Origin of the sequence: Paraburkholderia ferrariae NBRC 106233 (assembly GCF_000685035.1) — a bacterium.
GTDB lineage: Bacteria > Pseudomonadota > Gammaproteobacteria > Burkholderiales > Burkholderiaceae > Paraburkholderia > Paraburkholderia ferrariae.
In genome coordinates, this window is record NZ_BAYB01000019.1 from 126,523 (window position 1) to 150,274 (window position 23,752).

Annotated in this window: 23 protein-coding genes; 12 read left to right on the forward strand and 11 right to left on the reverse strand. The window is 67.4% G+C overall.

Annotated features, from left to right (window positions below; all coding sequences use genetic code 11):
- Positions 1 to 213: 213 nt before the first annotated feature.
- Positions 214 to 528: a hypothetical protein gene (locus BFE01S_RS20970; protein ID WP_028227189.1), complete on the reverse strand. Its 315-nt coding sequence runs from the start codon at positions 526 to 528 to the stop codon at positions 214 to 216.
- Positions 529 to 835: 307 nt separating this feature from the next.
- Between BFE01S_RS20970 and BFE01S_RS20975 the strand changes: the two genes are divergently transcribed.
- The 3 genes from BFE01S_RS20975 to BFE01S_RS20985 all read left to right on the forward strand — a co-directional run bounded on the left by BFE01S_RS20975 (position 836) and on the right by BFE01S_RS20985 (position 2,490).
- Complete coding sequence (locus BFE01S_RS20975) at positions 836 to 1,603, forward strand: YdcF family protein (protein WP_407668234.1); 768 nt, start codon at positions 836 to 838, stop codon at positions 1,601 to 1,603.
- A 160-nt stretch (positions 1,604 to 1,763) separates the two neighbouring features.
- On the forward strand, positions 1,764 to 1,991 hold the full coding sequence (locus tag BFE01S_RS20980; RefSeq protein ID WP_028227191.1) for a hypothetical protein: 228 nt from the start codon (positions 1,764 to 1,766) through the stop codon (positions 1,989 to 1,991).
- A gap of 238 nt (positions 1,992 to 2,229) precedes the next feature.
- Positions 2,230 to 2,490 carry a hypothetical protein gene (locus BFE01S_RS20985; protein WP_028227192.1) on the forward strand — a complete coding sequence of 87 codons (261 nt, stop codon included), beginning with the start codon at positions 2,230 to 2,232 and terminating at the stop codon, positions 2,488 to 2,490.
- Between the two features lie 44 nt (positions 2,491 to 2,534).
- Here BFE01S_RS20985 and arfB read toward each other — a convergent pair whose 3' ends face one another.
- On the reverse strand, positions 2,535 to 2,939 hold the full coding sequence (arfB, locus tag BFE01S_RS20990; protein WP_028227193.1) for an alternative ribosome rescue aminoacyl-tRNA hydrolase ArfB: 405 nt from the start codon (positions 2,937 to 2,939) through the stop codon (positions 2,535 to 2,537).
- Positions 2,940 to 3,105: 166 nt separating this feature from the next.
- Here arfB and BFE01S_RS39520 point away from each other — a divergent pair, with 166 nt between their 5' ends.
- Together BFE01S_RS39520 and BFE01S_RS21000 are read left to right on the forward strand one after the other, a co-directional pair.
- Complete coding sequence (locus tag BFE01S_RS39520) at positions 3,106 to 3,747, forward strand: VC0807 family protein (protein ID WP_042338120.1); 642 nt, start codon at positions 3,106 to 3,108, stop codon at positions 3,745 to 3,747.
- Positions 3,748 to 3,891: 144 nt separating this feature from the next.
- Positions 3,892 to 6,219: an FUSC family protein gene (locus BFE01S_RS21000; RefSeq protein WP_028227194.1), complete on the forward strand. Its 2,328-nt coding sequence runs from the start codon at positions 3,892 to 3,894 to the stop codon at positions 6,217 to 6,219.
- 33 nt (positions 6,220 to 6,252) lie between these two features.
- Here BFE01S_RS21000 and BFE01S_RS21005 read toward each other — a convergent pair whose 3' ends face one another.
- Both BFE01S_RS21005 and BFE01S_RS21010 read right to left on the reverse strand, forming a co-directional pair.
- Positions 6,253 to 6,447: a hypothetical protein gene (locus BFE01S_RS21005; RefSeq protein WP_028227195.1), complete on the reverse strand. Its 195-nt coding sequence runs from the start codon at positions 6,445 to 6,447 to the stop codon at positions 6,253 to 6,255.
- Positions 6,448 to 6,523: 76 nt separating this feature from the next.
- A complete protein-coding gene (locus tag BFE01S_RS21010; protein ID WP_028227196.1) occupies positions 6,524 to 6,991 on the reverse strand; it encodes an Lrp/AsnC family transcriptional regulator in 468 nt (155 codons plus the stop codon).
- A gap of 127 nt (positions 6,992 to 7,118) precedes the next feature.
- Between BFE01S_RS21010 and BFE01S_RS39525 the strand changes: the two genes are divergently transcribed.
- Positions 7,119 to 7,775 (forward strand): cysteine dioxygenase family protein, encoded by a 657-nt coding sequence (locus BFE01S_RS39525; RefSeq protein ID WP_042338123.1) that lies wholly within the window; start codon positions 7,119 to 7,121, stop codon positions 7,773 to 7,775.
- On the opposite strand, the gene BFE01S_RS39530 is transcribed toward BFE01S_RS39525, so the two are convergent.
- The 5 genes from BFE01S_RS39530 to BFE01S_RS21045 form a co-directional block, all read right to left on the reverse strand.
- Positions 7,772 to 10,363, reverse strand: coding sequence for a mechanosensitive ion channel family protein (locus tag BFE01S_RS39530; RefSeq protein ID WP_084170075.1), 2,592 nt, complete (start codon positions 10,361 to 10,363; stop codon positions 7,772 to 7,774). The two genes, BFE01S_RS39525 and BFE01S_RS39530, sit on opposite strands and share 4 nt — an antisense overlap.
- A 143-nt stretch (positions 10,364 to 10,506) precedes the next feature.
- Positions 10,507 to 11,151: an NAD(P)-dependent oxidoreductase gene (locus tag BFE01S_RS21025; protein ID WP_028227197.1), complete on the reverse strand. Its 645-nt coding sequence runs from the start codon at positions 11,149 to 11,151 to the stop codon at positions 10,507 to 10,509.
- A gap of 138 nt (positions 11,152 to 11,289) precedes the next feature.
- Positions 11,290 to 11,748: an Rrf2 family transcriptional regulator gene (locus tag BFE01S_RS21035; protein WP_028227198.1), complete on the reverse strand. Its 459-nt coding sequence runs from the start codon at positions 11,746 to 11,748 to the stop codon at positions 11,290 to 11,292.
- Positions 11,749 to 11,840: 92 nt separating this feature from the next.
- A complete protein-coding gene (locus tag BFE01S_RS21040) occupies positions 11,841 to 12,311 on the reverse strand; it encodes a hypothetical protein (protein WP_245621157.1) in 471 nt (156 codons plus the stop codon).
- Positions 12,312 to 12,313: 2 nt separating this feature from the next.
- Positions 12,314 to 12,835 carry a GNAT family N-acetyltransferase gene (locus tag BFE01S_RS21045; RefSeq protein ID WP_042338127.1) on the reverse strand — a complete coding sequence of 174 codons (522 nt, stop codon included), beginning with the start codon at positions 12,833 to 12,835 and terminating at the stop codon, positions 12,314 to 12,316.
- A 59-nt stretch (positions 12,836 to 12,894) separates the two neighbouring features.
- Here BFE01S_RS21045 and BFE01S_RS21050 point away from each other — a divergent pair, with 59 nt between their 5' ends.
- Positions 12,895 to 13,476: a DJ-1/PfpI family protein gene (locus BFE01S_RS21050; RefSeq protein WP_028227201.1), complete on the forward strand. Its 582-nt coding sequence runs from the start codon at positions 12,895 to 12,897 to the stop codon at positions 13,474 to 13,476.
- Between the two features lie 109 nt (positions 13,477 to 13,585).
- Positions 13,586 to 13,915: a hypothetical protein gene (locus BFE01S_RS21055; protein ID WP_407668233.1), complete on the forward strand. Its 330-nt coding sequence runs from the start codon at positions 13,586 to 13,588 to the stop codon at positions 13,913 to 13,915.
- Between the two features lie 53 nt (positions 13,916 to 13,968).
- Here BFE01S_RS21055 and BFE01S_RS39535 read toward each other — a convergent pair whose 3' ends face one another.
- A complete protein-coding gene (locus BFE01S_RS39535) occupies positions 13,969 to 15,765 on the reverse strand; it encodes a sensor histidine kinase (protein ID WP_084170076.1) in 1,797 nt (598 codons plus the stop codon).
- Positions 15,766 to 16,191: 426 nt separating this feature from the next.
- Between BFE01S_RS39535 and BFE01S_RS21065 the strand changes: the two genes are divergently transcribed.
- Positions 16,192 to 17,394 carry an ammonium transporter gene (locus BFE01S_RS21065; protein WP_028227203.1) on the forward strand — a complete coding sequence of 401 codons (1,203 nt, stop codon included), beginning with the start codon at positions 16,192 to 16,194 and terminating at the stop codon, positions 17,392 to 17,394.
- A 60-nt stretch (positions 17,395 to 17,454) separates the two neighbouring features.
- Here the strand turns inward: BFE01S_RS21065 and BFE01S_RS46280 are convergent, their stop codons facing one another.
- Positions 17,455 to 17,577, reverse strand: coding sequence for a hypothetical protein (locus tag BFE01S_RS46280; RefSeq protein ID WP_281177408.1), 123 nt, complete (start codon positions 17,575 to 17,577; stop codon positions 17,455 to 17,457).
- Between the two features lie 426 nt (positions 17,578 to 18,003).
- Between BFE01S_RS46280 and BFE01S_RS21075 the strand changes: the two genes are divergently transcribed.
- The 3 genes from BFE01S_RS21075 to BFE01S_RS21085 all read left to right on the forward strand — a co-directional run bounded on the left by BFE01S_RS21075 (position 18,004) and on the right by BFE01S_RS21085 (position 23,750).
- Complete coding sequence (locus BFE01S_RS21075) at positions 18,004 to 18,840, forward strand: IclR family transcriptional regulator (protein ID WP_028227204.1); 837 nt, start codon at positions 18,004 to 18,006, stop codon at positions 18,838 to 18,840.
- Between the two features lie 413 nt (positions 18,841 to 19,253).
- A complete protein-coding gene (locus BFE01S_RS21080) occupies positions 19,254 to 20,612 on the forward strand; it encodes an MdtA/MuxA family multidrug efflux RND transporter periplasmic adaptor subunit (protein ID WP_084170077.1) in 1,359 nt (452 codons plus the stop codon).
- A 6-nt stretch (positions 20,613 to 20,618) separates the two neighbouring features.
- Entirely contained in the window at positions 20,619 to 23,750 is a 3,132-nt protein-coding gene (locus BFE01S_RS21085) for an MdtB/MuxB family multidrug efflux RND transporter permease subunit (protein WP_028227206.1), read from the forward strand.
- Positions 23,751 to 23,752: the final 2 nt, after the last annotated feature.

Sequence of the window (23,752 nt, forward strand, 5' to 3'; positions counted from 1 at the left end):
CCGAGCGCTCGCGCGCGTGCCGGTCTGGATGTAAACCCTCATCGTTTCGCGAGCACTTTGCGGGAACCCCGGCGCCTTGGCCGCGGTCTACTCAAGGCCATTAAGCACAGCGTGGCAGCAGTAATTCCGGTAAGCCCGTATCGTCCGATACGGGCTTTTTTTTGGGCGTGCGCGGACAAAGTCGCAGATACGCCGCGCCTCGGCCGCAAAGCTCTATTGACGGGCGGTGACGCCGCTTTGCGGCACGCCCTGCGCCGCGTAGCCGGCGGCGCGATGCGCAGGCCATTGAAGTGAGCGTTCGTCGCGCGCAAGACGCGCAAATTCGGCGCGGCCGAGATCGGTGAGCACCGCGATATCGACAGGGGCGTGGAAACCGGGTGCAGGGGCCACTGTACGCTGGCGCACCGTCTCCATCAGGCCAAGATCGCGAAGATATTGAAAGACTTCGGGACGCCGCGCCCACGGGACCTGCCGATACTGCACCCGCCGCAACGCTTCGAGCACTGCTTCGTTGGAATACGTGGTCATCTCACTTCTTTCTTAAAATGCAGCCTTGCAGCGATGCGAGCGCCCCAAACGGAAAGGGCGGCCTGCCGCTGCCGGCCGTCGATGCACGCGCCCCGCCAGAGGAAACGACGGGACCGCGAGGTTGTCCGGGTCCCCGAGAAAGCGCCAAGGACGCTTCCGGCACGACTGCGCGGCGCCACGCTCGCGACGCATGGGCGCAGGTGCTTTATCCCGGACATGATACGTTACCTCATTCAAATTGATTCTATTCGTTTTCCTTGCCGCTTTTGTGCTCCTCTTCGCCGTATGGCGACGGGGGCGCGTGCTCGTGGCCGTCGCGGGTGCCGCGCTCTTCTGGCTGCTGGCGTCGGGCTGGCTCACCGCGACGCTGCTCGACTTCGCGCAACCCCCGATGTATCGCACTCCCTATGACCCGGCAAAGCCGCTCGCCATCGCGTTCGGCCCGCGCACGGCCATCGTGGTGCTGGGCGGCGGCACGCACGTGAACGACGCAGGCGTGCTGGTGCCGCGACGCGACGTCTACGCGCGGCTCGCCACGGCCGCTTCGCTGTACCGCCGCTGCCGGGCCGCCGGTGCGCAAGCAGCCGCGCAGGCGGCCGGCATCTGCCGCGTGATCGTGAGCGGCGGCAATCCCGAGCATCACGCCGCCACCGAAGCCGATACGTACGCGCCGTATCTGCTGCGCGCCGGCGTCGCCCCGGCCGACCTCGTGCTGGAAAACACCAGCCTCACCACCTGGCAAAACGCCCGCAACGTGACCCGGCTCCTTGCGGCCGGGACGAACAGCACGAACGGCGGCGCGGGCGGCGGCGCGGGCGGTAAGACAAACGGCGACGGTGACACAGGCGCTGCCACCGAGACGCTCCTGCTCGTAACTTCGGCCTACCATATGCCGCGTGCGCTGCTCGACTTCCGGCGCTTCGGCGCCGAGCCGGTGCCCGTCGTGGCCGGCATGCGCCGTGCGGTCACCGGCTGGCTGCCGCGTCTCGTCAATCTCGAAAGCGCGCAAACGGCGCTGCACGAATTGATCGGTATCGCGCAGTTTCATGTCTATCGCATGATCGGCTGGTTCTGACGTCGTCGTTTTGCGACATCGCGGCGTAACAAGATGTAACGGTGCGCATCCAGAATTACGCGATGTCATCTGGAGCGTATATTTGATCGTTAGAATGGCATGGCCATTCCGCCTCGCCAGGCACCGGCTGGGTCCATAAACCGCTTCCAAGGAGGTAGTGATGAAAAAAGTGTCCCTCGCAGTCCTGATTTCGCTTTCTGCCCTGACGGGAGCCGCCTATGCGCAGGACGAAAACGGCATCACGATGAGCACCGATCCGCAAAAGGCCGCGGATATCGAGCAGCACGCGCAAGACCTTCAGGCACGACAAGAAGCCGCTCCCATGCACATGGATATGAACATGAAGGAGCACGGCAAGCCGCATCACCACAAGAAGCCGGCTCAGTAAGGCAGCGCGCTTCGCGGCGCGAAGGTAGCCAGGACGATAAAGCCGACGCCCGGGCAACCGGCGCCGGCTTTTTTATCGGCGCTTTATCGGCTTTTCATCGGCCGATGAGCGGCGCGCGCCGGGCGGCGTCCTGCCCGGCGGGTTGGGAACGCCCCGCGCGCGGTATGCTAAAGTCGCGCACCTCGAATTGACCCAGCCATTGACCCAGTAACGGTGCGCCCCTCGCGCGGAGAACAGAATGAGCAACATTCAGCTCGATATCGAATGGACGGAAGCGGCATCCCGCAAGATCGAAAAATTGATGCCGCGCGGCGGCAAGCAGGACGCCTATCTCGCCCTGCCGCCGATCGAATGCCTGCCCATGGAGGGCGACGTGCTGTTCCTCGGGCCCGACGGCAAGCAGCAGCCGTTCATCGTCGCCGAGCGCCAGTATCACCACGAAGGCGACGCCGACTGGACCATCATCCTGATCCTCGACGTGCCCGATACGACGCACTGAAGGGCATCCACGCGGCATCCGGGCCGCATCAACGCCTTGCCGCCTCACTCCACCACCCGCCGCCGCCCCGCCTTCACTTCGCCCTGACGCGCCTTGCCGTCGAGGCGCCGCACCTTCGAAGCGCGCGTCGGCCGGGTCGGCACGCGCGCCTTGCGCGTCACGCTCACGCCCGCGATCAGTTCGTCGAGCCGCGCGAGCGCCGCAACCCGGTTCTGCTCCTGCGTCCGGTATTCCTGCGACTTGATCACGACCACGCCCTCGCTCGAAATCCGCCGGTCGGACAGCGCGAGCAGGCGCATCTTGAGGACCTCGGGCAACGAGGATGCGCGGATATCGAAGCGCAGATGAATCGCACTCGACACCTTGTTGACGTTCTGGCCGCCGGCGCCTTGCGCGCGTACGGCGACCAGTTCGACTTCGTGCGGGGCGATGGAATGGCGCAGGGTCATGGCAACAGGCATGCGGGACAGGGGGCGGACAAGCCGCGAGTGTCGCACAGGCGCACGCGCGCCGGGCACGCGCATTGCGTCATGCGTTGGACGCCGCGGGAACGCGGTTTGCCGATCCGTCACCGTTCGGCCATACTTCGATCATAACGACGCTCATCCTCCTGCCATGAAGCTGCGCCCGGCATTCGTCGCCGAACTGGCGGTCAATCTGCTCCTCCCCTGGGTCGCGTACCGCCTCGCCCATCCGCATTACGGCGAAGTGGGCGGCCTGATCGCATCGGCAATTCCGCCGGTTGCCTGGAGCATCGTCGAGCTCGTGCGCTTTCGGCGCATCGACGCGCTCGCCGCAATCGTGCTGCTCGGCATCGCCCTGTCGCTGCTCGCCATGGCGTTCGGCGGCGGCCCGCGCGTGCTGCTGATGCGCGAATGCCTTGCCTCGGGCGCGATCGGCGTCACCTTCCTCGCCTCGCTGCTGGCGCGCCGCCCGCTCGTGTTCTACCTCGCGCGCGCGACCGTCGCGCGCGAAACGCCCGAGGGCGTGGCCCGCTTCGAGATGCTGTGGGCCGAGCGACGCGAGTTCGCCTCCGCCATGCGCGTGCTCACCGCCGTCTGGGGGCTCGGCCTGACCGCCGACGCGGCGCTGCGCGCCTGGCTCGCCGCCACGTGGCCGATCGAGCGCTTCCTCGTCGTCTCGCCGATCCTCGGCTACAGCGTGTTCGGCGGCCTCCTCGCCTGGACCTTCTGGTATCGCACGCGCATGCGGCGCATCCGCGGCACCCATGGGCTGCTGGGCGACCCGACGGCCTGAGATCCGCTCGCGCGCCTGCCCCCTCGCATCCGTCTGAGCGGCGCGCGCCGGGAAGACACAGGCGCCCGGAATGCCGGCGAAATCAGTTAGACTCACCGCCAGTCCGCGGCGCACCGTCCGCTTTCGCATACCCACCGGCAGTCGATGCGCTATTCGGTAGAAATCCGCAAATTCCTCTATAGCCAGTACTTCTACGGCGGCCTGCGCATCGCGATCGGCATCTCGCTTCCCGCCGTGCTGTGCCTGTTCGTGTTCGACAAGAGCGATCTCGGCTTCACGATCTCCACCGGCGCGCTCGGCGCCTGCGTGGTCGACATGCCCGGTCCGCTGAAGTACAAGCGCAACGAAATGCTCGCATGCAGCGTGATCGGCTTCCTCGCCGCCTACGCCACCGGCCTCGCGACCGTGAATCCCGTCGCGCTGTGGGCCACCGTCGTGCCGCTCACCTTCGTGCTCTCGCTGATCGTCGTGTACGGCAACCGCTGGCCGCAGATCAGCTTCGCCACGCTGTTCATGATGGTGATGACGCTGGAGGATCACTTCACGCCGCACCAGGCCCTCATCAACGCGCTGTGGATCCTGCTGGGCGGGCTCTGGTACACCGGCTGGTCCACGCTCGTGAGCCAGCTCATGCTGGACCGCATCGAGCAGCAGGCCATTGCGGAGAGCGTGTTCGCCTGCGCCGACTACCTGCTCGCGCGCGCCCAGTTCTACGACCTCGACAACGATCTCGACGAGTGCTATCGCAACCTCGTCGCCAGGCAGATTGCCGCCGTGGAGCGCCAGGACGCCGCGCGCGACATCGTGCTGCGCAACCTGCCGAAGTTCCGGCGCGGCAAGCTCGATCCCAAGCGCGCAATGCACTTCAACCTGTTCATCAACACGGTCGATCTGCACGAGCTCTTCGTGGGCGCGCACATGGACTACCCGCTCGTGCGCAATACGTTCGGCGGCTCCGATCTGCTGATCTTCTACCGCGACCTGATCCGCAAGGCCGCCGCCGATCTCGAAGACATCGGCCTCGCCGTGCTGCAGAACGAACCGCCGCGCACGAGCGTGAACGTGAAGGCCGAACTGCGTGCGATCGAATACGAACTCGAACTGCTCAAGAAACGCGACCTCGCCCGGACCGACCCCGAAGCCTATGCGGCGATCTCGGCGTCGTTCCGGCGCATCTGGAGCGCCACGCGCCTGATCGACCGCATGCGGCGCAGCCTCACGAGCGAGGTGCCGCCCACCGAAACGGAACTGCGCATCGACGAAGCGCTGCAGCGCTTCGTCACGAACCGCCGCGTGTCGTACCTGCAGATCTTCTCGAACCTCACGATGGCCTCGCCGAGCTTTCGCCATGCGCTGCGCGTGACGATCGCGGTGGCCGTGGGCTTCTGGCTCGGGCGCATCCTGCCGCTCACCAACGCCTACTGGATCGTGATGACGAGCATCATCATCCTGAAGCCCGGCTATTCGCTCACGCGCCAGCGCAACGCGCAGCGTATTGTCGGCACGCTGATCGGCTGCGCGGCGAGCGTCGCGCTCATCCTCATCGTGAAGCAGCCGCTCGTGCTGCTCGTTTCGATGTTCGCGGCGATGGTGATGAGCTACAGCCTGCTGCTCTTCAACTACACGGCGAGCGTCGTGTTCACCTCGGCGTATGTGCTGCTGATGTTCCATCTGCTCGCGCCGGGCGGCATGCGCATCATCGGCGAGCGCGCCATCGACACCGTGGTGGGCTGCATGATCGCCATCGGCGCGAGCCATCTGTTCCCGTACTGGGAATACCGGCTGATGGGCAAGCTCGTGAACGACATGATCGCCGCGACGCGCAAGTATCTCGAAGCGAGCTGGGGGTTCGGAGCGCGCACCGCGCAGCCGCAGCCCGCGTTCGCGGGCGCGCCGTTTTCCGGGGCCGCCGCGTCAGCCGAGCCCATCCAACCCGTCGCCGCATCGGGCGCGAAGGCAAGCGCACAGGGCAGCGCAGCGCCGCCCACCGACTTCCGCTACCGCCTCGCGCGCAAGGACGTGCACGTGGCCTTCGCGAACCTGGGCCAGGCCTTCCAGCGCATGATGCTGGAGCCGAAGTCGGCACAGAAGTTCGTCGCAGAACTGAACGATCTGCTGGTCCGCAGCCACGAACTCGCCTCGCAGATCACGGCGGCGGCGCCGCTCCTGCGCGCGGCCGCGAGGCCCGGCCAGACCGTCGCGCTGGACGCGCTCGAACGGGCCATGACCTGCGTGCACGACAACCTCGCGGCCGCCGAAGCCGGCATGCCCGCGCCCGCCGATCAGATCGACCTGACGAAGCGCCTCACGCGCGATCTGGACACGATGGTGGTGGAAGCCGAACGCGCGCTCGGGCCTTCGGCGGAGTTCACGCAGGAATTGAAGCTGCTCGCGCACCAGTGCAAGCAGATGGTCGCCGCGTCCTGGCTCATCCGCAAGGACGCAAGCGTGATCCGGCTGCCGCAGGCCTGAGCCGCGGCCCGTGTCTGGCGCGCCGCCGGGGCGTTACTGACCCGAACCGCCCGCAGGCGAGCCCGCTGAACTCGCCGCCGCGCTGGCCGGCGGCGCCGGATTGGCTTCGTCGTACTCGCGCTTGCCGCGAATCGCGTTGAAGAGCAAGGTGAAGATCACGAAAAGCAGCACTACCACGATAAACACGCCAAGGCCAAAGGTGGGACTCTTCTTGCGCGGATCGTTCATGGCTCGCCAGGGTGAGAGGAAGTAAGCGTGCATTTTACGCCCCGGGGCCTTGCAGGCGGCTTGCACGCCGGTCGCATCATTCGGCGCGCAAAGCCCGCACCGGCAGCGCCGTCGAATACTTGAGCTGCTCCATCGCAAAGCTCGAACTCACGTCGAAGAGCGGCACCGCGCGGATCAACTGCTTGTACACCCGGTCGTAATCGTCGATATCCGAGACCACGACGCGCAGCAGATAGTCGGTCTCGCCGCTCATCCGATAGGCTTCGACGATCTCGGGAATGTCCTGGATCGCGCGCGTGAAGCTCTGCGCCCAGGCCTCGGTGTGCTGGTTCGTGCGCACCGCGACGAACACGGTCGTCCCCACCCCCAGCTTCTTCGGGTCGCACAGCGCCACCTGCGCGCGAATCACGCCGGTTTCCTTGAGCCGCTGCACGCGCTTCCAGCATGGCGTTTGCGAGAGATTCACGCGCTGCGCCAGTTCGGCAACCGGCATCGTGACGTCCTGCTGCAACAGCTCGACGAGCTTTCTGTCGATGACATCCATTTCCGCTCTTCCCCTTACGTAGAAATTTATTCTATCCAGAGCCTGCAAAGGAAAATTATAGGGAAACTCTTTCTCGACGCAAGACGCTATAAATGAGTTCATCCGAGTCTCTTGAATCCGACCAGCGATGAACTTTCCCGCCGAGCCCGCTTTCTTTCGCGCCGAAGCGCCCGCGCATGCCGCCGCAGACCATGAGGCGGCTGTCGGCCGCCTGCGCGCGGCGCTCGACGCGGCCTTCGCCGCCTGCACCGCGCCGGCCGACCCGTCGCGCTGCGCACGGTTCGCGCAGGCGCTGCGCGCCGCGCTGGGTGCGGCGCTGGCCGACCACGCCCTCGTCACCGCCGCCGAACGCGAAGGCTCGGCGACGACGTATCGCCGCCACCTGATCCTCGCCGATCGCGAGGCGCGCTACACCGTCGCGGCGCTGGTCTGGCAGCCGGGCCAGGCGAGTCCGGTGCACGCGCACCACACGTGGTGCGGCTACGCGGTGCTCGAAGGCACGCTCACGGAGACGATCTACACGTGGGACGAAGCGCGCGAAGGCGCCGCCGCGGTACGCGCGCATCCGCGCGCCCCGGGCGCCGTGTCGTTCGGCGGACGCGGCCGGCAAGGCATCCACCGGCTCATCCACCGGCTCGCGAACGAGAGCGACGCGGCAGCCGTTTCGCTGCATATCTACGGTGTGAGTGCCGCGCGGATGGCGACCGGCGTGAACGAGGTGCTGCCGCTATTGCCCGCAGTAGCGCACGACGGACGCGCCATGCCCATCACCGACCGGCCCTAGCCGCGGCTGCCGGCTCCGCCCGCCGTGGGAATTTGCGGCGGCGCGCCGTCCGGGCCGCCCGTGGGCGGCGGCGCCGGACGCGGCTCGTGCGACGCATCGCGCGTCATGCCGGGTTGCACAGGCGCATGGTGTGGCCCGTGGGTTGGCGCATGAGTTGGTTCATGAAGCGGTTCATGAAGCGCCCCGTGCGGCGAGCGTTCGTCCTCCGCCAGCAGGTCCTCCCCGCGCGGCGACATGTGCACCTGCATCTGCGGCACGGGCATTGGGATGCCCGCTTCGTCCATGCGATGCTTCAGCCGCGCGTTGAATGCGCGCGCCACGCTCCACTGCTGGAGCGGCCGCGTCTTGATCTGGCCTTTCACCACCATCCAGTTCGGCTCGAAGCGGTCGAGGCCCCACACTTCCACCGGCCCGAGAATCTCGCGGCGGTAGCGGAAATCGGCCACCAGTTCCGCGCCCACTTCGCGAATCAGCCGCGTGACCGTATCGAGTTCGACCGAGAACGGCACGCGCACCTCGAACACCGCGTATGCAAAATCGCGCGAGAGGTTCTTCACGATCTTGATCTGCGAAAAGGGAATCGCGTGAATCGCGCCCTGCCCGTCGCGCAGGCGCACCGTGCGGATCGACAGATGCTCCACGGTGCCCGCGTGGCCGTTGTCGAGATCGATCCAGTCGCCCACCGAGATGGTCTCCTCGATGATGATGAAGAGCCCCGTGATGAGATCGCTCACGAGCGACTGCGCGCCAAAGCCGATCGCGAGACCGATCACGCCCGCGCCCGCCAGCAGCGGCGTCACGTTGATGCCGAGATTGGCCGCCGTGACGATCCCCGCGATCGTGAGGATCGTCACGAGGACCGCATTGCGCACGAGCGGCAGCATGGTGCGCGCCCGCGTGCTGGGCGCGCGGCCCTTGGTGCGCGGGCCGCTGGGATTGAGCGCTTCGAGTATCGCCGTATCGAGCACGATCCACACGAGCCACGCGAGGAACACCGTCACGCCGATCGCGAAGATCGCGTGTGCGATGCCGCGCGCGGCCACGCTCGCTTCGATGATGCGCGCGAGCGAAATGTCCCAGAGGCGTGCGCACGACTCGAAGTAGGCCAGCCAGATGAAGACGATGACGAGCGTGCCCGCGAAGCGCAGGAGCCGGCGCAGATACGGCGAACGGCGGCGCACGCGCGTCATGTCCGGGCGCGTGACGCGCCGCACGATCGCGGAAAGGAAGAAGGCGAGCACGAGCAGCAGCGCCGTGACGATGGAGATCTGCAGCACGTTCTCGCTGCTGCCGATGCCGCCCAGGGTCGCGACGACGGACGCGACGGCCAGCAGCAGCATCGGCAGATGCCACAGCGAGGCCAGGACGTCGAAGATTTCGGTGAGCGCCTTGTGATCGTGGCGCAGTTGATAGCCGCGATTGCGGATCAGATGGGCAACGGGGCGCCTGAACGACAGGGCGACCGTGGCGGTGAGCACGGCGGCGGTCATGTTGGCGAAGGTCGAAACGAGCGCGGCCAGATTGGGGCCGATCTGATGCGCGACCTCGTAGTTGGTCGCCGCGTCGCCGAGCGCGCTGAACACGCCGATCCAAAAGAGCGGCCGGCGCCCGCGCGCGATCAGCACGCGCACGGCGGCACGCCGGTGCCCCGAGCCGAACAGCGAAAACATGATGAGGCAGATCGCCGAGAACACCGCGCCCGCCACGACCGCATAGGCGATCACGAGCCCGATGGTGCGGCCGACGGCCTGCGGCAGCGCCCGCTCCACGACGAGCACCGCCACGAAGGCGAGGATGAACGGCCCCACCCGCTGCAGGGCGAACACGACAAGCTCGATGGTGGTGGGATTGGGCTGCAGGCCCGTATCGACGGAGAAGCGCCGCAGCACGCGGCGCACGAGCCAGCGCAGCCCGATCGCGCAAGCGCCCCAGCCCACGAGAGTCGCCAGCATGTCGAGGACGAGGTGCCCGGGGCTCTCGTCGTCCTCGCCTGTCGCCAGCAGATAGAGCTCGTTGCCGGCGGCGGTGAAACGCCCGGCCCAGTAGTGCAGCGGGCTGCGGCCGCGGCGCGCGTCCGCCTCGACCGAGGAAAGGCCTGACGCGATCGCGCCGAGCAGCCCCGACGTCGCCTCCGCGCCCGAAGCCGGCACGGGTGCGACGTTCTGCGAAGCGTTGCGCAGCTTCTTCAACTGGGCAACGAGGGCGTTGCGCTGCCGGTCGTTGTCGAGCGTCGAGATCACGCTGTCGAGCGAACGCGCGAACTCGGCCTCGCTCGCCGGGCTCGGCGCGGAAGCGGCCTCGGCCGCCGAGGCACCCGATGCCGCGGCAGCCTGACCGGTGATAAGGCTCTTCAATGCCGGAAGAACGGGGGCCACCGCGGCCTGGGCGGCAGCAGGCGGCACGCTCGCGCACCAGAGCGCGAGCCATGCGAACAGCATCAGCAGGCCGCGGCGCAGCAAGGGCCCCGCATCGAGCCCCGCGTGCGCGCCGCGCACTGCTGCGGCGCGGGAGACAGCAGCGGACGCGCGGCGGCGCCCGGCGGACTGTGGCCGGGCGAGCGCAGCGTCCCGTCCAGAGCATGGATTCATGTCGAAAGGGGCGAAATCGGAGCGCTCCAGTTTAGCCGCACTGGCGCGGCCTGCGCGGCGCGGGTGCGTAACAGAATGTCAGCGCGAATGCAGCGAGAACGTCAGCCGCACACCTTCCCGCCCCTCCCCGCAGCGTCGTACCCTCAATAAGCCGCGGTCGCGATTTCGCGGATGAAGCGGCCTTGCTCTAGTTCATCGACGAACGCAATCGCGTAGTCTTCCGCGGAAATGCGGCTTTCCTCCGCCGCATTGGCGATCAGCGCGGTCGTGCCGGTGCGGAACTGCCCCGTGCGCTCGCCCGGGGCGATCATCGCGGCCGGCGCGAAGAAGGTCCAGTCGAGATCGGTCACGGTGCGATAGAAGTTGAACGCATCGCGATGCGCGAGCGCAATGCCCTTCCACGCAGCGGGAAAGCTCTCCGAATCGACCAGTTGCTTGCCGGGCGCGACTTCGAGCGAGCCTGCGCCGCCCACCACCACGAGGCGCTTGAGCCCCGCCGCGCGCACGCCCTCGACGAGCGCATGGCTCGCGCTCAGGAGGTCCGCCACACGGTCGTGCGGCGGCGCATAGGCGCTCGCGACGACGTCATGGCCGCGCACCGCGGCGGCAACGCTGGCCGCATCGAGCAGATCCGCCTTCGAAGCGACGATGTTCGGGCCGGCAGCGACGCGCTCGGGCTGACGCGCCAGTGCGCTCACGCGGTGGCCGCGCCGTGCGGCTTCGGCGGCGATGCGCGAACCGATCGTGCCGGTTGCGCCAAAGAGGGCGATATTCAGCGACTTGCTCATGTTACGGCTCCTGTTCGAATTTATGTAACCAATATAGTTACATATAAGCGGCTAAAAAACGGGGCATAGCCCCGATGGACAATTCGATACGGCCCATATGGATCATGCCGCTCGTGTCGCTCGTGTCGCCCGTGTCGCTCACGTCCGGCGTGGCGAGCGCGCGCGTTCCAGTTTGCGCTCGCTGCGCTCCACGTCCTCGACGACGTCGGCGAGCGTGCGCCCCGCCAGCGACGCCTCCATCGCGCGCTGCGCATCCCCAATCACGCCGCGCAGCGTGTGCTGGATATGCCGCCCGACCATGCAGGCCGGATTCGGCTCTTCGCGGTGCATGGCGAAGAGCTGGGCGTCGTCCACGGCGCGATAGACATCGAGCAGCGTGATGGACCCGGGCTCGCGCGCGAGCAACGCCCCGCCGCCCGCACCGAGCTGCGATGCCGTGAGGCCCGCATTGGCGAGCATCGTGAGCAGACGCCGGATCAGTGCGGGATTCGTGTTCACGCTGCCCGCGATGATCTCCGACGAAAGCGGTGCGCCCTCCTGCTGCGCGAGCAGCGCCAGCACGTGTACAGCAAACGCGAAGCGGCTACTCGTGTTCACGGCAAACCTGCATCGAAAAGTGTAACCATGATAATTACATTAATTGAGATCGTCAAGCGCGAAGCGCCAAGCCCGGCGCTGCGAGCGCAGCGTCACTGGCTCGCCGCTGCGGGCGACGATGCCGCCGCCGCGGAAGCCGCCGCCGCGCTGCTCGCCCACTGCTGGAGCGAGCGCCCGGCGAACTGAAGCCCCGTGCCCGTCGCCGCCGCGGCATGACCGAGCAGGGACTGCGCGGCGCTTGCCGCATCGCGCAACTGCCCTTGCGCCGAAGACGCGAGCTCGCCGGTCGAAGCGCTTGCCTGCGTCGCCCCAGAAGCGGCGCTCCCAAGCTGCTGCTGCGCGGCATCGACCTGCTGGTTCACGAAGCTCGCTGCCTGATCGAGTTGCTGCTTCGCCTGATCGGCCATCTTCTGGGCGGCCTGCTGGGCCGCCTGCTGCACGGCGTCGGCCGATTTGCCCGCGAGATCGGCGGGCGGCGGATTCTGCTTGTTGCAACCCGCGGCGAGTACGGCCATGGCCAGAACGGGCACGGCGGCCGCGCGTATCGATACCTTGAAATACATGGTCATCCTGAAAGATTGGCCGCGCGAAGCGGCTTGGCCATCTGAAAACGCGGCAATGATACGCCGCCGCGCCCTACGACTTCCATGGCGACCAGCGAAAAGCCGGCCCGCTCGAACACAGGGCGGGCAAGCACGCTGGCCTCCGTGCGCAACACGCTCGCGCCCTCCCCGCGCGCGCATGCCTCCAGCCGCGCGAGCAGCGCCGAAGCGAGCCCGTGCCGCACCCACGCCGGCGCGACATACAGCATCTCCACGTGGTCGGCCGGGAAAAGCTGCCCGAACGCGACGCTTGCGCCCGCGCAATCGGCCACGAGCGTCGTGCCGCGCGCAAGACGGGCATCGAACGCCGCGAGATCGTCGGCGCCCGAGGCCCATGCCGCTCGCTGCGCCGCGTCGTAGTGCGGCGCGGCAAGCGCGATGACCGCGGCGCGAAAGAGCGCGGCGAGCGGCGCGGCATCGCGGCCCGGCACATAGGGGCGCCAGGCGATGCCGGAAGGAGGACGCGTAACGGAAGCTTCAATCATGCTGGAGTAGACTGCCCGAGGGTTTGCCGTGTTCCATCAATCAACGCAGGAGGCATGCAATGGCAGTCAGGAAGATTCTGTTCCTCACGGGCGACTTTGCCGAGGACTATGAAACGATGGTGCCGTTCCAGGCGCTACAGGCCGTGGGGCACCGCGTCGATGCCGTGTGTCCGGGCAAAAAGGCCGGCGAGCGGATCAAGACCGCCATCCACGACTTCGAGGGCGACCAGACCTACACGGAAAAGCCGGGCCACCAGTTCGCGCTCAATGCCAGCTTCGACGAGATCGACCCCGCGGCCTACGACGCACTCGCCATCGCCGGCGGCCGCGCGCCGGAATATCTGCGGCTCGATCCGAAGGTCATCGAAATCGTGCGTCACTTCGTGAGTGCGAACAAGCCGGTGGCGGCCATTTGCCACGCCGCGCAACTGCTCGCGGCGGCCGAGGTCATCCGGGGCAAGCGCATTTCGGCCTATCCGGCGTGCGCGCCCGAAGTGCGCCTGGCGGGCGGCGAATACGCCGACATTCCCATCGACAGCGCCGTCACCGATGCCCCCTTCGTCACCGCCCCGGCGTGGCCCGCGCATCCCGAATGGCTGCGGCAGTTTCTCGTGCTGCTCGGTACGCGGATCGAGCCTTGAACCTTCCGCGCGCGAGGCAAGCGGCAAGTCCAGCATGATCTTTTAAGACAGGTCCGATATTCCGTGGAGACACGGCCTCCTAGAGTGCTCGTTTGCTCTAGAGATAGCGGTGATGGATCTGACGGACTGGATTGCGATACTCGCGATCGCCCTGCTGGCGATCGCTTTTTTTTGCCCGCGTGCCAAGCGTCACGCAACGCGCGTGGACCGCGCGCGCCTGCGGCTCGGCACGCGGCTCGTCGTGCAGGCCGCACTCGCGCTCTGGGGTGCCCTGCTGACGCTCGAACGCTGCCTGGTGTTCCCGCACGCCCTGCCGTTCGGGCTGACCGCCCCGCCGGGCGCGATGCTCGCCGTCGCGCTCCTGCTGGGCTGCGCGGGCGGCTTCTGGGCAATCCGCGGCACCTGGCTGCTGCGTTCGCGGCGTCTCTTCGGCACTTGATAGCAGCGGGCAGCCCGGCGTCAACGGACTTCAACGGACTTCAACGCGCTCCATCAGCCGCGGTCGATGGCCCCGCCGGCGCGGCGCAACGCCTCGGCGAGCGGGCTCGGCGGTATGAAGCCTTCCCTGGCCTCCCCGGCCGCGCCGCTATCCCTGCCGCTATCCCCACCGTTGTCCCCGCCGCTACCCGCACTGTCGTCCTCCCCATCCCCCTCGTCCTGAACCACGAGCGCGCCATCGGATTCGCCGGGCGCCTGCGGCACGACGGCCAGCGCGTCGGGCAGCGACAGGTAGAAGGTCGATCCCTCGCCCTCGCGCGATTCCACCCACACACGCCCGCCGTGGCGCTCGACCATGCGCCGCACGAGCGCAAGCCCGATGCCCTCGCCCGGCGCGACGTTGCCGTGCATGCGCTGGAACGCCTGGAAGAGCCGCGGCAGCGCCACTTCGGGAATCCCAAGGCCGTTGTCGCGCACATAGAAAATCTGCAGCGACGCCACGCCCGGCGGCGCAGGCGCGGTGCCGACCTCGACCTTGCCGTCGCGCGTGGGATCGAGATAGTTGAGCGCATTGCCCACGAGATTCGCGAAAACCTGCTCGAGCGCGGTCGGGTCGCCCCAGACGGCCGGCAGCGGCCGCACGCTCACCGTCGCGTTGCGGGCCCGGATCGAGCCATGCATCGCGTCCACCACGCGCTGCACCAGTTCCTGCACGTTCACGCGCTGGCTCCGGTATTCCACGCGCCCCACCCGGGCGAGCCGCAGCAGCGCGTCGATGATGTGGGCGGCGCGCAGCACGGCCGTCTGCAGATAGCGCAGCGCCACGCCAATGTCTTCGTCGACGACCCGGTTGACATGCTCGCGCGCCTCGGGCGAAAGCGACGAACGCCCGACCAGTTCGCGCAGATCGTCGCAGGCATGGTCCAGCTCGCGCGAAAAGCCCTGCAGGTTCACGAGCGGCGCGCGCAGATCGTGCGACACGCTGTGGATGAACATCTCGTTTTCCTGGGTCTGCTGGCGCAGGTTCTCGTTGATCTGCGCCAGCTGGTCCGCGCGGCGCGCGAGGTCCGCCTGGAAGCCCACGCGCAGGCGCTCGGCCTCGATCAGCCGCTGGCTGATCTGGTGCAGCGTCAGATCGAGCCGCGCGATCTCGTCGTTGCCCGAGGTGAGCGGCGCGAGCGGCTCGTTGCCCGCGAGCCGGCTGGCGTTGTCCGAGAGCGTGTCGAGCCGCCCGCGCACGCCGCGCGTGAAGACCCACACCGCGAGCGCCACGAGCACGATCGAGCCCACCACCGCCGCCATCACGAGCGTCTGCTGCTGCGCGCGCGCAGTCTCGGCCGCGGTCACGCGCAGTACGTCGAGCCGGCGCTCCTCGGTCTGGAACGCCGTGATCTGGGCGCGCACGCGGTCGAGCACGTCGGAACCCGTCAGCAGACGAAAGCGGTCGGTGAGCTCGCCGTTGCGTCCCGAATGCAGCAGATCCTGAATGCGGTCGGACCACTGCCGGTAGTTCTGCACCGCCTGGCGGATCTGCACGGCGCGCTCGACCTGGGCGGGATTGTCGGCCACGAGTTCGGCCAGGCGGTCGATGCGCTGGTCGATGTCCACCCACGTCGATACCGGGGTCGAGAAGGCCGTGTCGGCCGCCGCCACGGCGCCGCGCAACTGCACCGATTCGATCAGCACCGGCTCGAGCACACGCCCGGCCTGCTCGAGCACCTCCTGGCTGTGCTGGCTCCAGCGTTCGGCGGCTTCGGCGTCGGCCTCGGCCTTGACGATGCCCGAGAGCAGCGTGAGTTCGAACAGGGCGGGAATCGCGATCAGCAACAGCCCTTTTGTCGTTAGTCGCATGCAGTGGCGGGTTCGGGGATTCCGGACGTTATAAATCGATCTGGCCATTATGTCGGCGTTTGTGCACGAGGGGCAGCCTCTGTAGCTTCCGTATGTCTCCTGTGTTCAAGCTGCAAGGCTTCGCCCGCGTCCCTCTGCGCCGGTTAGCGTCGGCAAGGCAGAAAGGAAAATCGAATAAATCGCCCCGATCTGGCGCCTGACATCCCCATGTGCGGGCGTACGCACCGAAATTGTGCCGCCGTGCCGCGCTTGCGGGCAGAGCTTGCGCACCGGACTCGAACACGCACCGCCCGGCGCCCACCCGATGCAGTGCGCGCGCGCACCGTATCGACGCCTGCGCCAGCTCCCGATTCACCGCTTTGGCGCGGCACTGGCCCGCATCTTGCTCTTGCCTGCGCTCTTTTTGGGCAACCACGACACGATACGATGGACACTCTCAAGACCGGCACCGACACGCTCTTCCTGCTGCTCGGCGCGGCCATGGTGCTCGCGATGCACGCGGGCTTCGCCTTTCTCGAGCTCGGCACCGTGCGCAAGAAGAACCAGGTCAATGCGCTCGTGAAGATCCTCGTGGACTTCTCGGTCTCGACGATCGCCTACTTCTTCATCGGCTACACGATCGCCTACGGCGTGCAGTTCTTCGATCCCGCCGACGTGCTCGCCCGGCACAACGGCTACGCGCTCGTGCGCTTCTTCTTCCTGCTCACGTTCGCGGCGGCCATTCCCGCCATCGTCTCGGGCGGCATTGCCGAGCGCTCGAAGTTCAATCCGCAGCTCTTCGCGACCTTCGTGATCGTGGGCTTCGTCTACCCGTTCTTCGAGGGCATCGTCTGGAACGGCCGCTTCGGCATCCAGGACGCATTCGCGCACCTTTTCGGCGCGCCGTTTCACGATTTCGCGGGATCGGTGGTCGTGCATGCGTTCGGCGGCTGGGTCGCGCTGCCGGCCGTGATACTGCTGGGCGCACGCCACGGCCGCTATACGCGCGACGGCCGCGTCGCCGCGCATCCGCCGTCGAACATCCCGTTCCTCGCGCTCGGCGCCTGGGTGCTCGCGGTGGGCTGGTTCGGCTTTAACGTCATGAGCGCCCAGAGCATCGACAAGATCAGCGGGCTCGTGGCCGTGAACTCGCTCATGGCGATGGTGGGCGGCACGCTCTCGGCCTGGCTCGCGGGCCGCAACGACCCGGGCTTCACCTATAACGGGCCGCTCGCCGGCCTCGTGGCCGTGTGCGCGGGCTCGGACCTCATGCATCCGCTCGGCGCGCTCGTGACCGGCGCGGTGGCAGGCGTGCTGTTCGTCACCATGTTCACCTGCGTGCAGAACCGCTGGCGCATCGACGACGTGCTCGGCGTCTGGCCGCTGCACGGGCTGTGCGGCGCGTGGGGCGGCATCGCCGCCGGCATCTTCGGCATGCGCTGGGCGGGCGGGATGGGCGGCGTGTCGTTCTGGGCGCAGGTGGCGGGCACGCTGGGCGGCATTGTGCTTGCGACGCTCGGCGGCACGATCGTCTACGGCGCGCTGCGCATGACCGTGGGCCTGCGTATCGACCGGGAGGAGGAATACAACGGCGCCGATCTCTCGATCCACAAGATCACGGCCACGCCGGAGCGGGAGACGGTGGCCTGATCTGCGCCGCCCTGTCGCCCTATCGCCCCGCCGGCTCCGCTGGCGGCTGCGCGCGGCGCGTCAGAAGTCGATCTTCGCGTTCAGGCTCACGGTACGCGGATCGCCCGGGGCGATGTAGTTCGCGTACTGGTACATCCAGTAGCGGCGGTTCCCGATGTTGTCGATGGCCGCGCGCAGCGTCACGTCCGATTGCCTCGCGGCAATCAAAAAAAAAGCGTCACGTGTGCACGTGACGCCTTAAAAGTTCTAGCCATTCCGAGGGCCGTGCTAGAACCTGAGAGGGGGTATTTCGACTGGCGCTTGCCTTGTGGAACCGCCATGATAATTTATGCGTATTGCATAAACTCCGGCACATTAAAACCCCGCGCTCTGCGGGGTCAATCGAAATGTCATTCCATTTTTTACCGGCCTGCTGACTAAGTCAAGCAAAATCTATCCAGAAGCCGGGAATCGGCAACCGGGCGCATCGGCCGCTATCCGGCGATCATTTTACCCCTAACTTCATGGCCTGAGTGCACCGCACTGGTGCGCGGCGATGCATGAGGGCGTTCCCTCAGGCGACAATATGTGCTGAAATATTGTTTCAAAAAAACGCAAAAATCCCCTGAGATGACTTCTACTGCCGATCCGCGAACGCGTGCCGAGACGCCTCGCGACAAAGACGGTGCAGCCGACGAGGTGACGGCGCTCGCGCGCGGTCTCGCCGTGCTGCGCTGCATTGCCGCCGCCGATGCGCCGGTGAGCAATCGCGAGCTGACCGACCTGACGGGCATTCCCAAGCCCACGGTGTCGCGCCTCACCGGTACGCTCGTGAGCACGGGCTTTCTCGCCCGGCTGCCCGACAGCGAGCGCTTCGTGCTCACGTCGGCGGTGCTCGACCTCTCCAACGGCTTCCTGCGCAACTCCGACATCCGTAGCCGCGCCCGGCCCTTCCTCACGCGGCTCGCCGAACGCACGGTGCTCTCGGTCCATCTCACGGTGCGCGACCGCCTGGAGATGGTCGTGATCGACGCCATCCGGCCGCGCTCGGCGTTGCTCGTCTCCCGGCTGGAAGTGGGCTCGCGCATCGACATGAGCCGCACGGCCGTGGGCCGCGCTTACCTCGCCTCGCTCGCACCCACCGAGCGCGACACGCTGACCGCGTCGCTCCAGGCCGCGGCGGGCAACGACTGGGGCTTCGTCGGCAGCCGGCTGGACGCCGCACTCGCGGAAACCGCCGCACAGGGCTACGGCATGGCGATCGGCGAGTGGTACGAGGGCCTGAATGCCATCGCGGGCGCCTTCGCGGGCCCCGACGGCGAGCGGTACGCCATCAACTGCGGCGGCGCGGCACAGCAATGTCCGCGCGAGTGGCTCGTCACCCATGCCGTGCCGGCGCTGCACGAATGCATCGCGAAGATCGTCGCCGAAATCGGCGGCACCGTGTGCCTGCCCGCTGTCGGCTGAGCGTGTCGATCAGGCCGCGCCGCGCCCCCTCCGGGGCGCCCGCCAGCGCGGCTGCAGCGCCTGTCACGCACGTAACGTATTGAAAGAAAGCCGACTGGACGCTCCCCCGGGCACCGACTAGCATCATGCTTTTTGGCTGCCCGGCCCTCGCCAGCCGGCGCTCTTGCGCACCGCCAGCCACCGCCCGCCACGGCCGATGCAGCCCGGCGCCCGCCGCGCCGGCCCCACGCCTTGCCGCCGTTTGCCGGGCTGCATCGGCACCTGACATCAACCTTTCGCCCGCTTCGCGTAGCATCGGCAAATTGCGCGCCGCGCGCGCTCGACAGCGCCCAGGCCGCAGCCCCTGGCCCTCTGTCCAGGCTCATGCCTGCCGACGCCCACCGCTCAACCTGATTGCAGTTACGACCTGAACGATGGATCAACAAGAGAAGAATCTGGAATCGCCCCGTCGAGAAACGCCGTCTCCGTCCAGCCCGTCTGCCCCCTCGCCCGCGCCGCGCAGCCGCCGCGGCAAGCTGGTCGCGCTGGCGGCCGTGCTGGTGGTCGCAGGCATCGTGCTGCTGCGCTGGCATCCGTGGAACAAGGCCCCGGAAAGCGGCGCGGGCGAGCCGCCGGCCGGAGCGCGCATGCGCCACGGCGGTCCGGGCGCGATGGCGAACCTGCCGCAGCCCGTCACCGTGGCCACCGCTGCGAACGGCGACATGCCGATCGTGATCACGGCGCTCGGCACCGTCACGCCGCTCGCCGACGTCACGGTGCGCACCCAGCTCTCCGGCACGCTGCAGAGCGTGCACTTCGAGGAAGGCCAGATCGTGAAGGCGGGCGATGCGCTCGCCCAGATCGACCCGCGCCCCTACCAGATCTCGCTCGCCAATGCCGAAGGCCAGCTCGCGCGCGACCAGGCCCTGCTCGCCACGGCCCGGGTCGATCTCAAGCGCTATCAGACGCTGCTCGCGCAGGACTCGATCGCGAGCCAGCAGGTGGACACCCAGGCCTCGCTCGTGCAGCAGTACGAAGGCACGGTCAAGTCGGATCAGGCGAATATCGACACCTACAAGCTCGACCTCACCTATGCGCGCATCACGGCGCCGGCTTCGGGCCGCGTGGGCCTGCGCCAGGTCGATCCGGGCAATTACGTGACCCCCGGCGATACCAACGGCATCGTCGTGCTCACGCAGTTGCAGCCCATCAGCGTGATCTTCACGGTCTCCGAGGACAACCTGCCCGCCATCCTCAAGCGGATGCACACGGGCGCGAGAATGCCCGTGGCCGCCTACGACCGCAGCAACACCACGCTGCTCGAAAACGGTGTCCTTCAGACCATCGACAACCAGATCGACACGACCACCGGCACGGTGAAACTGCGCGCGAACTTCGCGAATCCGGACCAGATGCTGTTCCCGAACCAGTTCGTCAATGCGCGCCTGCTCGTCGATACGATCCACAACGCCGTGATCGTGCCGACCGCCGCCGTGCTGAACGGCGCGCAGGGGCAGTACGTGTACGTCGTGAAACCCGACAACACCGTGACCGTGCGCGTGGTGAAAGTGGGCCCCGTGGACGGCGAGCGCACGAGCATCGCCTCCGGGCTCGCTGCGGGCGAGCGCGTGGTGACCGACGGTTCGGACCGCCTGCGCGAAGGCGCGAAGATCACGATCCCGGCCGAACGTCCGAAGCGCGCGCAGGGAGCATCGGGCGCGTCGGCCCCGTCGGGCGCCTCGGGCGCGCACCACGGCCACCGCCACCACGCTTCGCAGCCGCAAGGCCAGTAATCCGGCATGAATCCGTCCCGCCTCTTTATCCTGCGTCCGGTCGGCACCGCGCTCTTCATGGCGGCGATCATGCTGGTCGGCCTCGTCGCGCTGCGTTTTCTGCCGCTCTCCGCCCTGCCCGAGGTCGATTACCCGACCATCCAGGTGCAGACCTTCTATCCGGGCGCGAGCCCGGACGTGATGACGTCCTCGGTCACCGCGCCGCTCGAACGCCAGTTCGGCCAGATGCCGTCGCTCAACCAGATGTCGTCGCAAAGCTCGGCGGGCTCGTCGGTCATCACGCTGCAGTTCAGCCTCGACCTGCCGCTCGACGTGGCCGAACAGGAAGTGCAGGCCGCCATCAACGCGGCCGGCAACCTGCTGCCCTCCGACCTGCCCGCACCGCCGATCTACGCGAAGGTGAATCCCGCCGACGCGCCGATCCTCACGCTCGCGATCACCTCGAAGACCCTGCCGCTCACCGCAATCCAGGACCTCGCCGACACCCGCCTCGCGCAGAAGATCTCGCAGGTCGCGGGCGTGGGCCTCGTGAGCATCACGGGCGGCCAGCGGCCGGCCATCCGCATCCAGGCGAACCCGCGCGCGCTCGCGGCCTATGGCCTGAATCTGGACGACCTGCGCACGACCATCTCGAACCTGAACGTCAACACGCCGAAGGGCAACTTCGACGGCCCCACGCGCGCCTACACGATCAACGCGAACGACCAGCTCACCGACGCCGACGCCTACAAGAGCGCCGTGGTAGCCTACCGCAACGGCCGCCCCGTGATGCTCACCGACGTCGCCAACATCGTGCAGGGCGCCGAGAACACCAAACTCGGCGCCTGGGTGAACGGCGTGCCCGCCATCATCCTGAACGTGCAGCGCCAGCCGGGCGCGAACGTGATCCAGGTGGTGGACAGCATCAAGGCGATCCTGCCGCAGTTGCAGGAATCGCTGCCGGCCGCGCTCGACGTGCAGATCGTCACCGACCGCACGACCACCATCCGCGCCTCGGTGCGCGACGTGCAGTTCGAGCTGCTGATGTCGGTGGTGCTCGTCGTGCTCGTGATGTACCTCTTCCTCGGCAACCTCTACGCAACGGTGATTCCGAGCCTCTCGGTGCCGCTCTCGCTGATCGGCACGCTCGCGGTCATGTACCTGTGCGGCTTCTCGCTCGACAATCTCTCGCTGATGGCGCTCACCATCGCAACGGGTTTCGTGGTGGACGACGCGATCGTGATGATCGAGAACATCGCGCGCTACGTGGAGGAAGGCGAGACCCCGCTCGCCGCGGCGCTCAAGGGTTCGAAGCAGATCGGCTTCACCATCATCTCGCTCACGGTGTCGCTCATCGCCGTGCTGATTCCGCTGCTCTTCATGGGCGACGTGGTGGGGCGCCTCTTCCACGAGTTCGCCATTACGCTTGCGGTCACCATCGTGATCTCGGCCGTGGTCTCGCTCACGCTCGTGCCCATGATGTGCGCGCACATGCTGCGCCACACGCCGCCGGCCGACAGCCGCCGTTTCGAAGCCCGCGTGCACGCGTTCTTCGACTACGTGATCGGCCGCTACGGCGTGGCGCTCGAATGGGTGCTCGCGCGCCAGCGCCTCACGCTGATCGTTTTCGCCATCACCTTCGTGCTGACCGGCGTGCTCTACGTGGCCGTGCCCAAGGGCTTCTTCCCCGTGCAGGACACCGGCGTGATCCAGGCCATCACGCAGGCGCCGCAGTCGGTCTCCTACGCTTCGATGGCCGAGCGCCAGCAGGCGCTCGCCGCCGAAATCCTCAAGAACGACAACGTGGACAGCCTCACCTCGTTCATCGGCGTGGACGGCACCAACATCACGCTCAACAGCGGCCGCATGCTCATCAACCTGAAGCCGCGCGACGACCGCAGCGAGACGGCGAGCGAGATCATCCGCGACCTGCAGAAGAGCGTGGCGCACATTCCGGGCGCGACGCTCTACATGCAGCCGGTGCAGGACCTCACGATCGATTCGACGGTCAGCCCCACGCAGTACCAGTTCCTGCTCACCACGCCCAACATCGAGGACTTCACGACCTGGGTGCCGAAGCTCATGAACCGGCTCGAGCAACTGCCCCAACTGGCCGACGTGGCCACCGACCTGCAGGACCAGGGCCAGTCGGTCTACGTCGAGATCGACCGCGCGAGCGCCTCGCGCTACGGCATCACGCCCGCGACCGTCGATAACGCGCTCTACGACGCCTTCGGCCAGCGCATCATCTCCACGATCTTCACGCAGTCGAACCAGTACCGCGTGATACTCGAAGCCGATCCGCAGCTCCAGCGCTACACCGATGCGCTGAATGCGATCTTCCTGCCCTCCGCCACCTCGACCGCCGGCCAGGTGCCGCTGTCGGCCATCGCGAAGTTCCGCGAGCGGCCGGCGCCGCTGCTCGTCACGCACCTCTCGCAGTTCCCGGCCACGACCATCTCGTTCAACCTCGCCCCGGGCGCCTCGCTCGGCGCGGCGGTGAATGCCATCCAGAAGGCCGAGCAGGACATCGGGCTGCCGGGCTCGTTCCAGACGCGCTTCCAGGGCGCGGCGCTCGCCTTCCAGGCGTCGCTTGCGAACGAACTGTTCCTGATCCTCGCGGCCATCGTGACGATGTACATCGTGCTGGGCGTGCTCTACGAGAGCTTCGTGCATCCCATCACGATCCTCTCGACGCTGCCCTCGGCCGGTATCGGCGCGCTGCTCGCGCTCATCATGACGGGCCACGATCTCGACATCATCGGGATCATCGGCATCGTGCTGCTCATCGGCATCGTCAAGAAGAACGCGATCATGATGATCGACTTCGCGCTCGACGCCGAACGCCACGAAGGCAAGGCGCCGCGCGAGGCGATCTATCAGGCGTGCCTGCTGCGCTTTCGGCCGATCATGATGACCACCATGGCGGCGCTGCTCGGCGCGGTGCCACTGATCCTCGGCAGCGGCGCGGGCAGCGAGCTGCGCCGCCCGCTCGGCATCGCCATTGCGGGCGGCCTCATCGTGAGCCAGGCGCTCACGCTCTTCACGACGCCCGTGATCTATCTCGCGTTCGATTCGATCGCGCAGCGGCTCAGAAAACGCTTTGGCGGCGGCTCGCCTGCGGCGCCTTCGAGTCCCGCCTCCTCCCCGGAGCCGTGACG

What these genes read in the sequence shown, in the direction of transcription:
- BFE01S_RS20970 (WP_028227189.1), bottom strand. Translation starts at nt 528, where the DNA reads ATGACCACGTATTCCAACGAAGCAGTGCTCGAAGCGTTGCGGCGGGTG.
- BFE01S_RS20980 (WP_028227191.1), top strand. Translation starts at nt 1,764, where the DNA reads ATGAAAAAAGTGTCCCTCGCAGTCCTGATTTCGCTTTCTGCCCTGACG.
- BFE01S_RS20985 (WP_028227192.1), top strand. Translation starts at nt 2,230, where the DNA reads ATGAGCAACATTCAGCTCGATATCGAATGGACGGAAGCGGCATCCCGC.
- arfB (WP_028227193.1), bottom strand. Translation starts at nt 2,939, where the DNA reads ATGACCCTGCGCCATTCCATCGCCCCGCACGAAGTCGAACTGGTCGCC.
- BFE01S_RS39520 (WP_042338120.1), top strand. Translation starts at nt 3,106, where the DNA reads ATGAAGCTGCGCCCGGCATTCGTCGCCGAACTGGCGGTCAATCTGCTC.
- BFE01S_RS21000 (WP_028227194.1), top strand. Translation starts at nt 3,892, where the DNA reads ATGCGCTATTCGGTAGAAATCCGCAAATTCCTCTATAGCCAGTACTTC.
- BFE01S_RS21005 (WP_028227195.1), bottom strand. Translation starts at nt 6,447, where the DNA reads ATGAACGATCCGCGCAAGAAGAGTCCCACCTTTGGCCTTGGCGTGTTT.
- BFE01S_RS21010 (WP_028227196.1), bottom strand. Translation starts at nt 6,991, where the DNA reads ATGGATGTCATCGACAGAAAGCTCGTCGAGCTGTTGCAGCAGGACGTC.
- BFE01S_RS39525 (WP_042338123.1), top strand. Translation starts at nt 7,119, where the DNA reads ATGAACTTTCCCGCCGAGCCCGCTTTCTTTCGCGCCGAAGCGCCCGCG.
- BFE01S_RS39530 (WP_084170075.1), bottom strand. Translation starts at nt 10,363, where the DNA reads ATGAATCCATGCTCTGGACGGGACGCTGCGCTCGCCCGGCCACAGTCC.
- BFE01S_RS21025 (WP_028227197.1), bottom strand. Translation starts at nt 11,151, where the DNA reads ATGAGCAAGTCGCTGAATATCGCCCTCTTTGGCGCAACCGGCACGATC.
- BFE01S_RS21040 (WP_245621157.1), bottom strand. Translation starts at nt 12,311, where the DNA reads ATGTATTTCAAGGTATCGATACGCGCGGCCGCCGTGCCCGTTCTGGCC.
- BFE01S_RS21045 (WP_042338127.1), bottom strand. Translation starts at nt 12,835, where the DNA reads ATGATTGAAGCTTCCGTTACGCGTCCTCCTTCCGGCATCGCCTGGCGC.
- BFE01S_RS21050 (WP_028227201.1), top strand. Translation starts at nt 12,895, where the DNA reads ATGGCAGTCAGGAAGATTCTGTTCCTCACGGGCGACTTTGCCGAGGAC.
- BFE01S_RS39535 (WP_084170076.1), bottom strand. Translation starts at nt 15,765, where the DNA reads ATGCGACTAACGACAAAAGGGCTGTTGCTGATCGCGATTCCCGCCCTG.
- BFE01S_RS21065 (WP_028227203.1), top strand. Translation starts at nt 16,192, where the DNA reads ATGGACACTCTCAAGACCGGCACCGACACGCTCTTCCTGCTGCTCGGC.
- BFE01S_RS21075 (WP_028227204.1), top strand. Translation starts at nt 18,004, where the DNA reads ATGACTTCTACTGCCGATCCGCGAACGCGTGCCGAGACGCCTCGCGAC.
- BFE01S_RS21080 (WP_084170077.1), top strand. Translation starts at nt 19,254, where the DNA reads ATGGATCAACAAGAGAAGAATCTGGAATCGCCCCGTCGAGAAACGCCG.
- BFE01S_RS21085 (WP_028227206.1), top strand. Translation starts at nt 20,619, where the DNA reads ATGAATCCGTCCCGCCTCTTTATCCTGCGTCCGGTCGGCACCGCGCTC.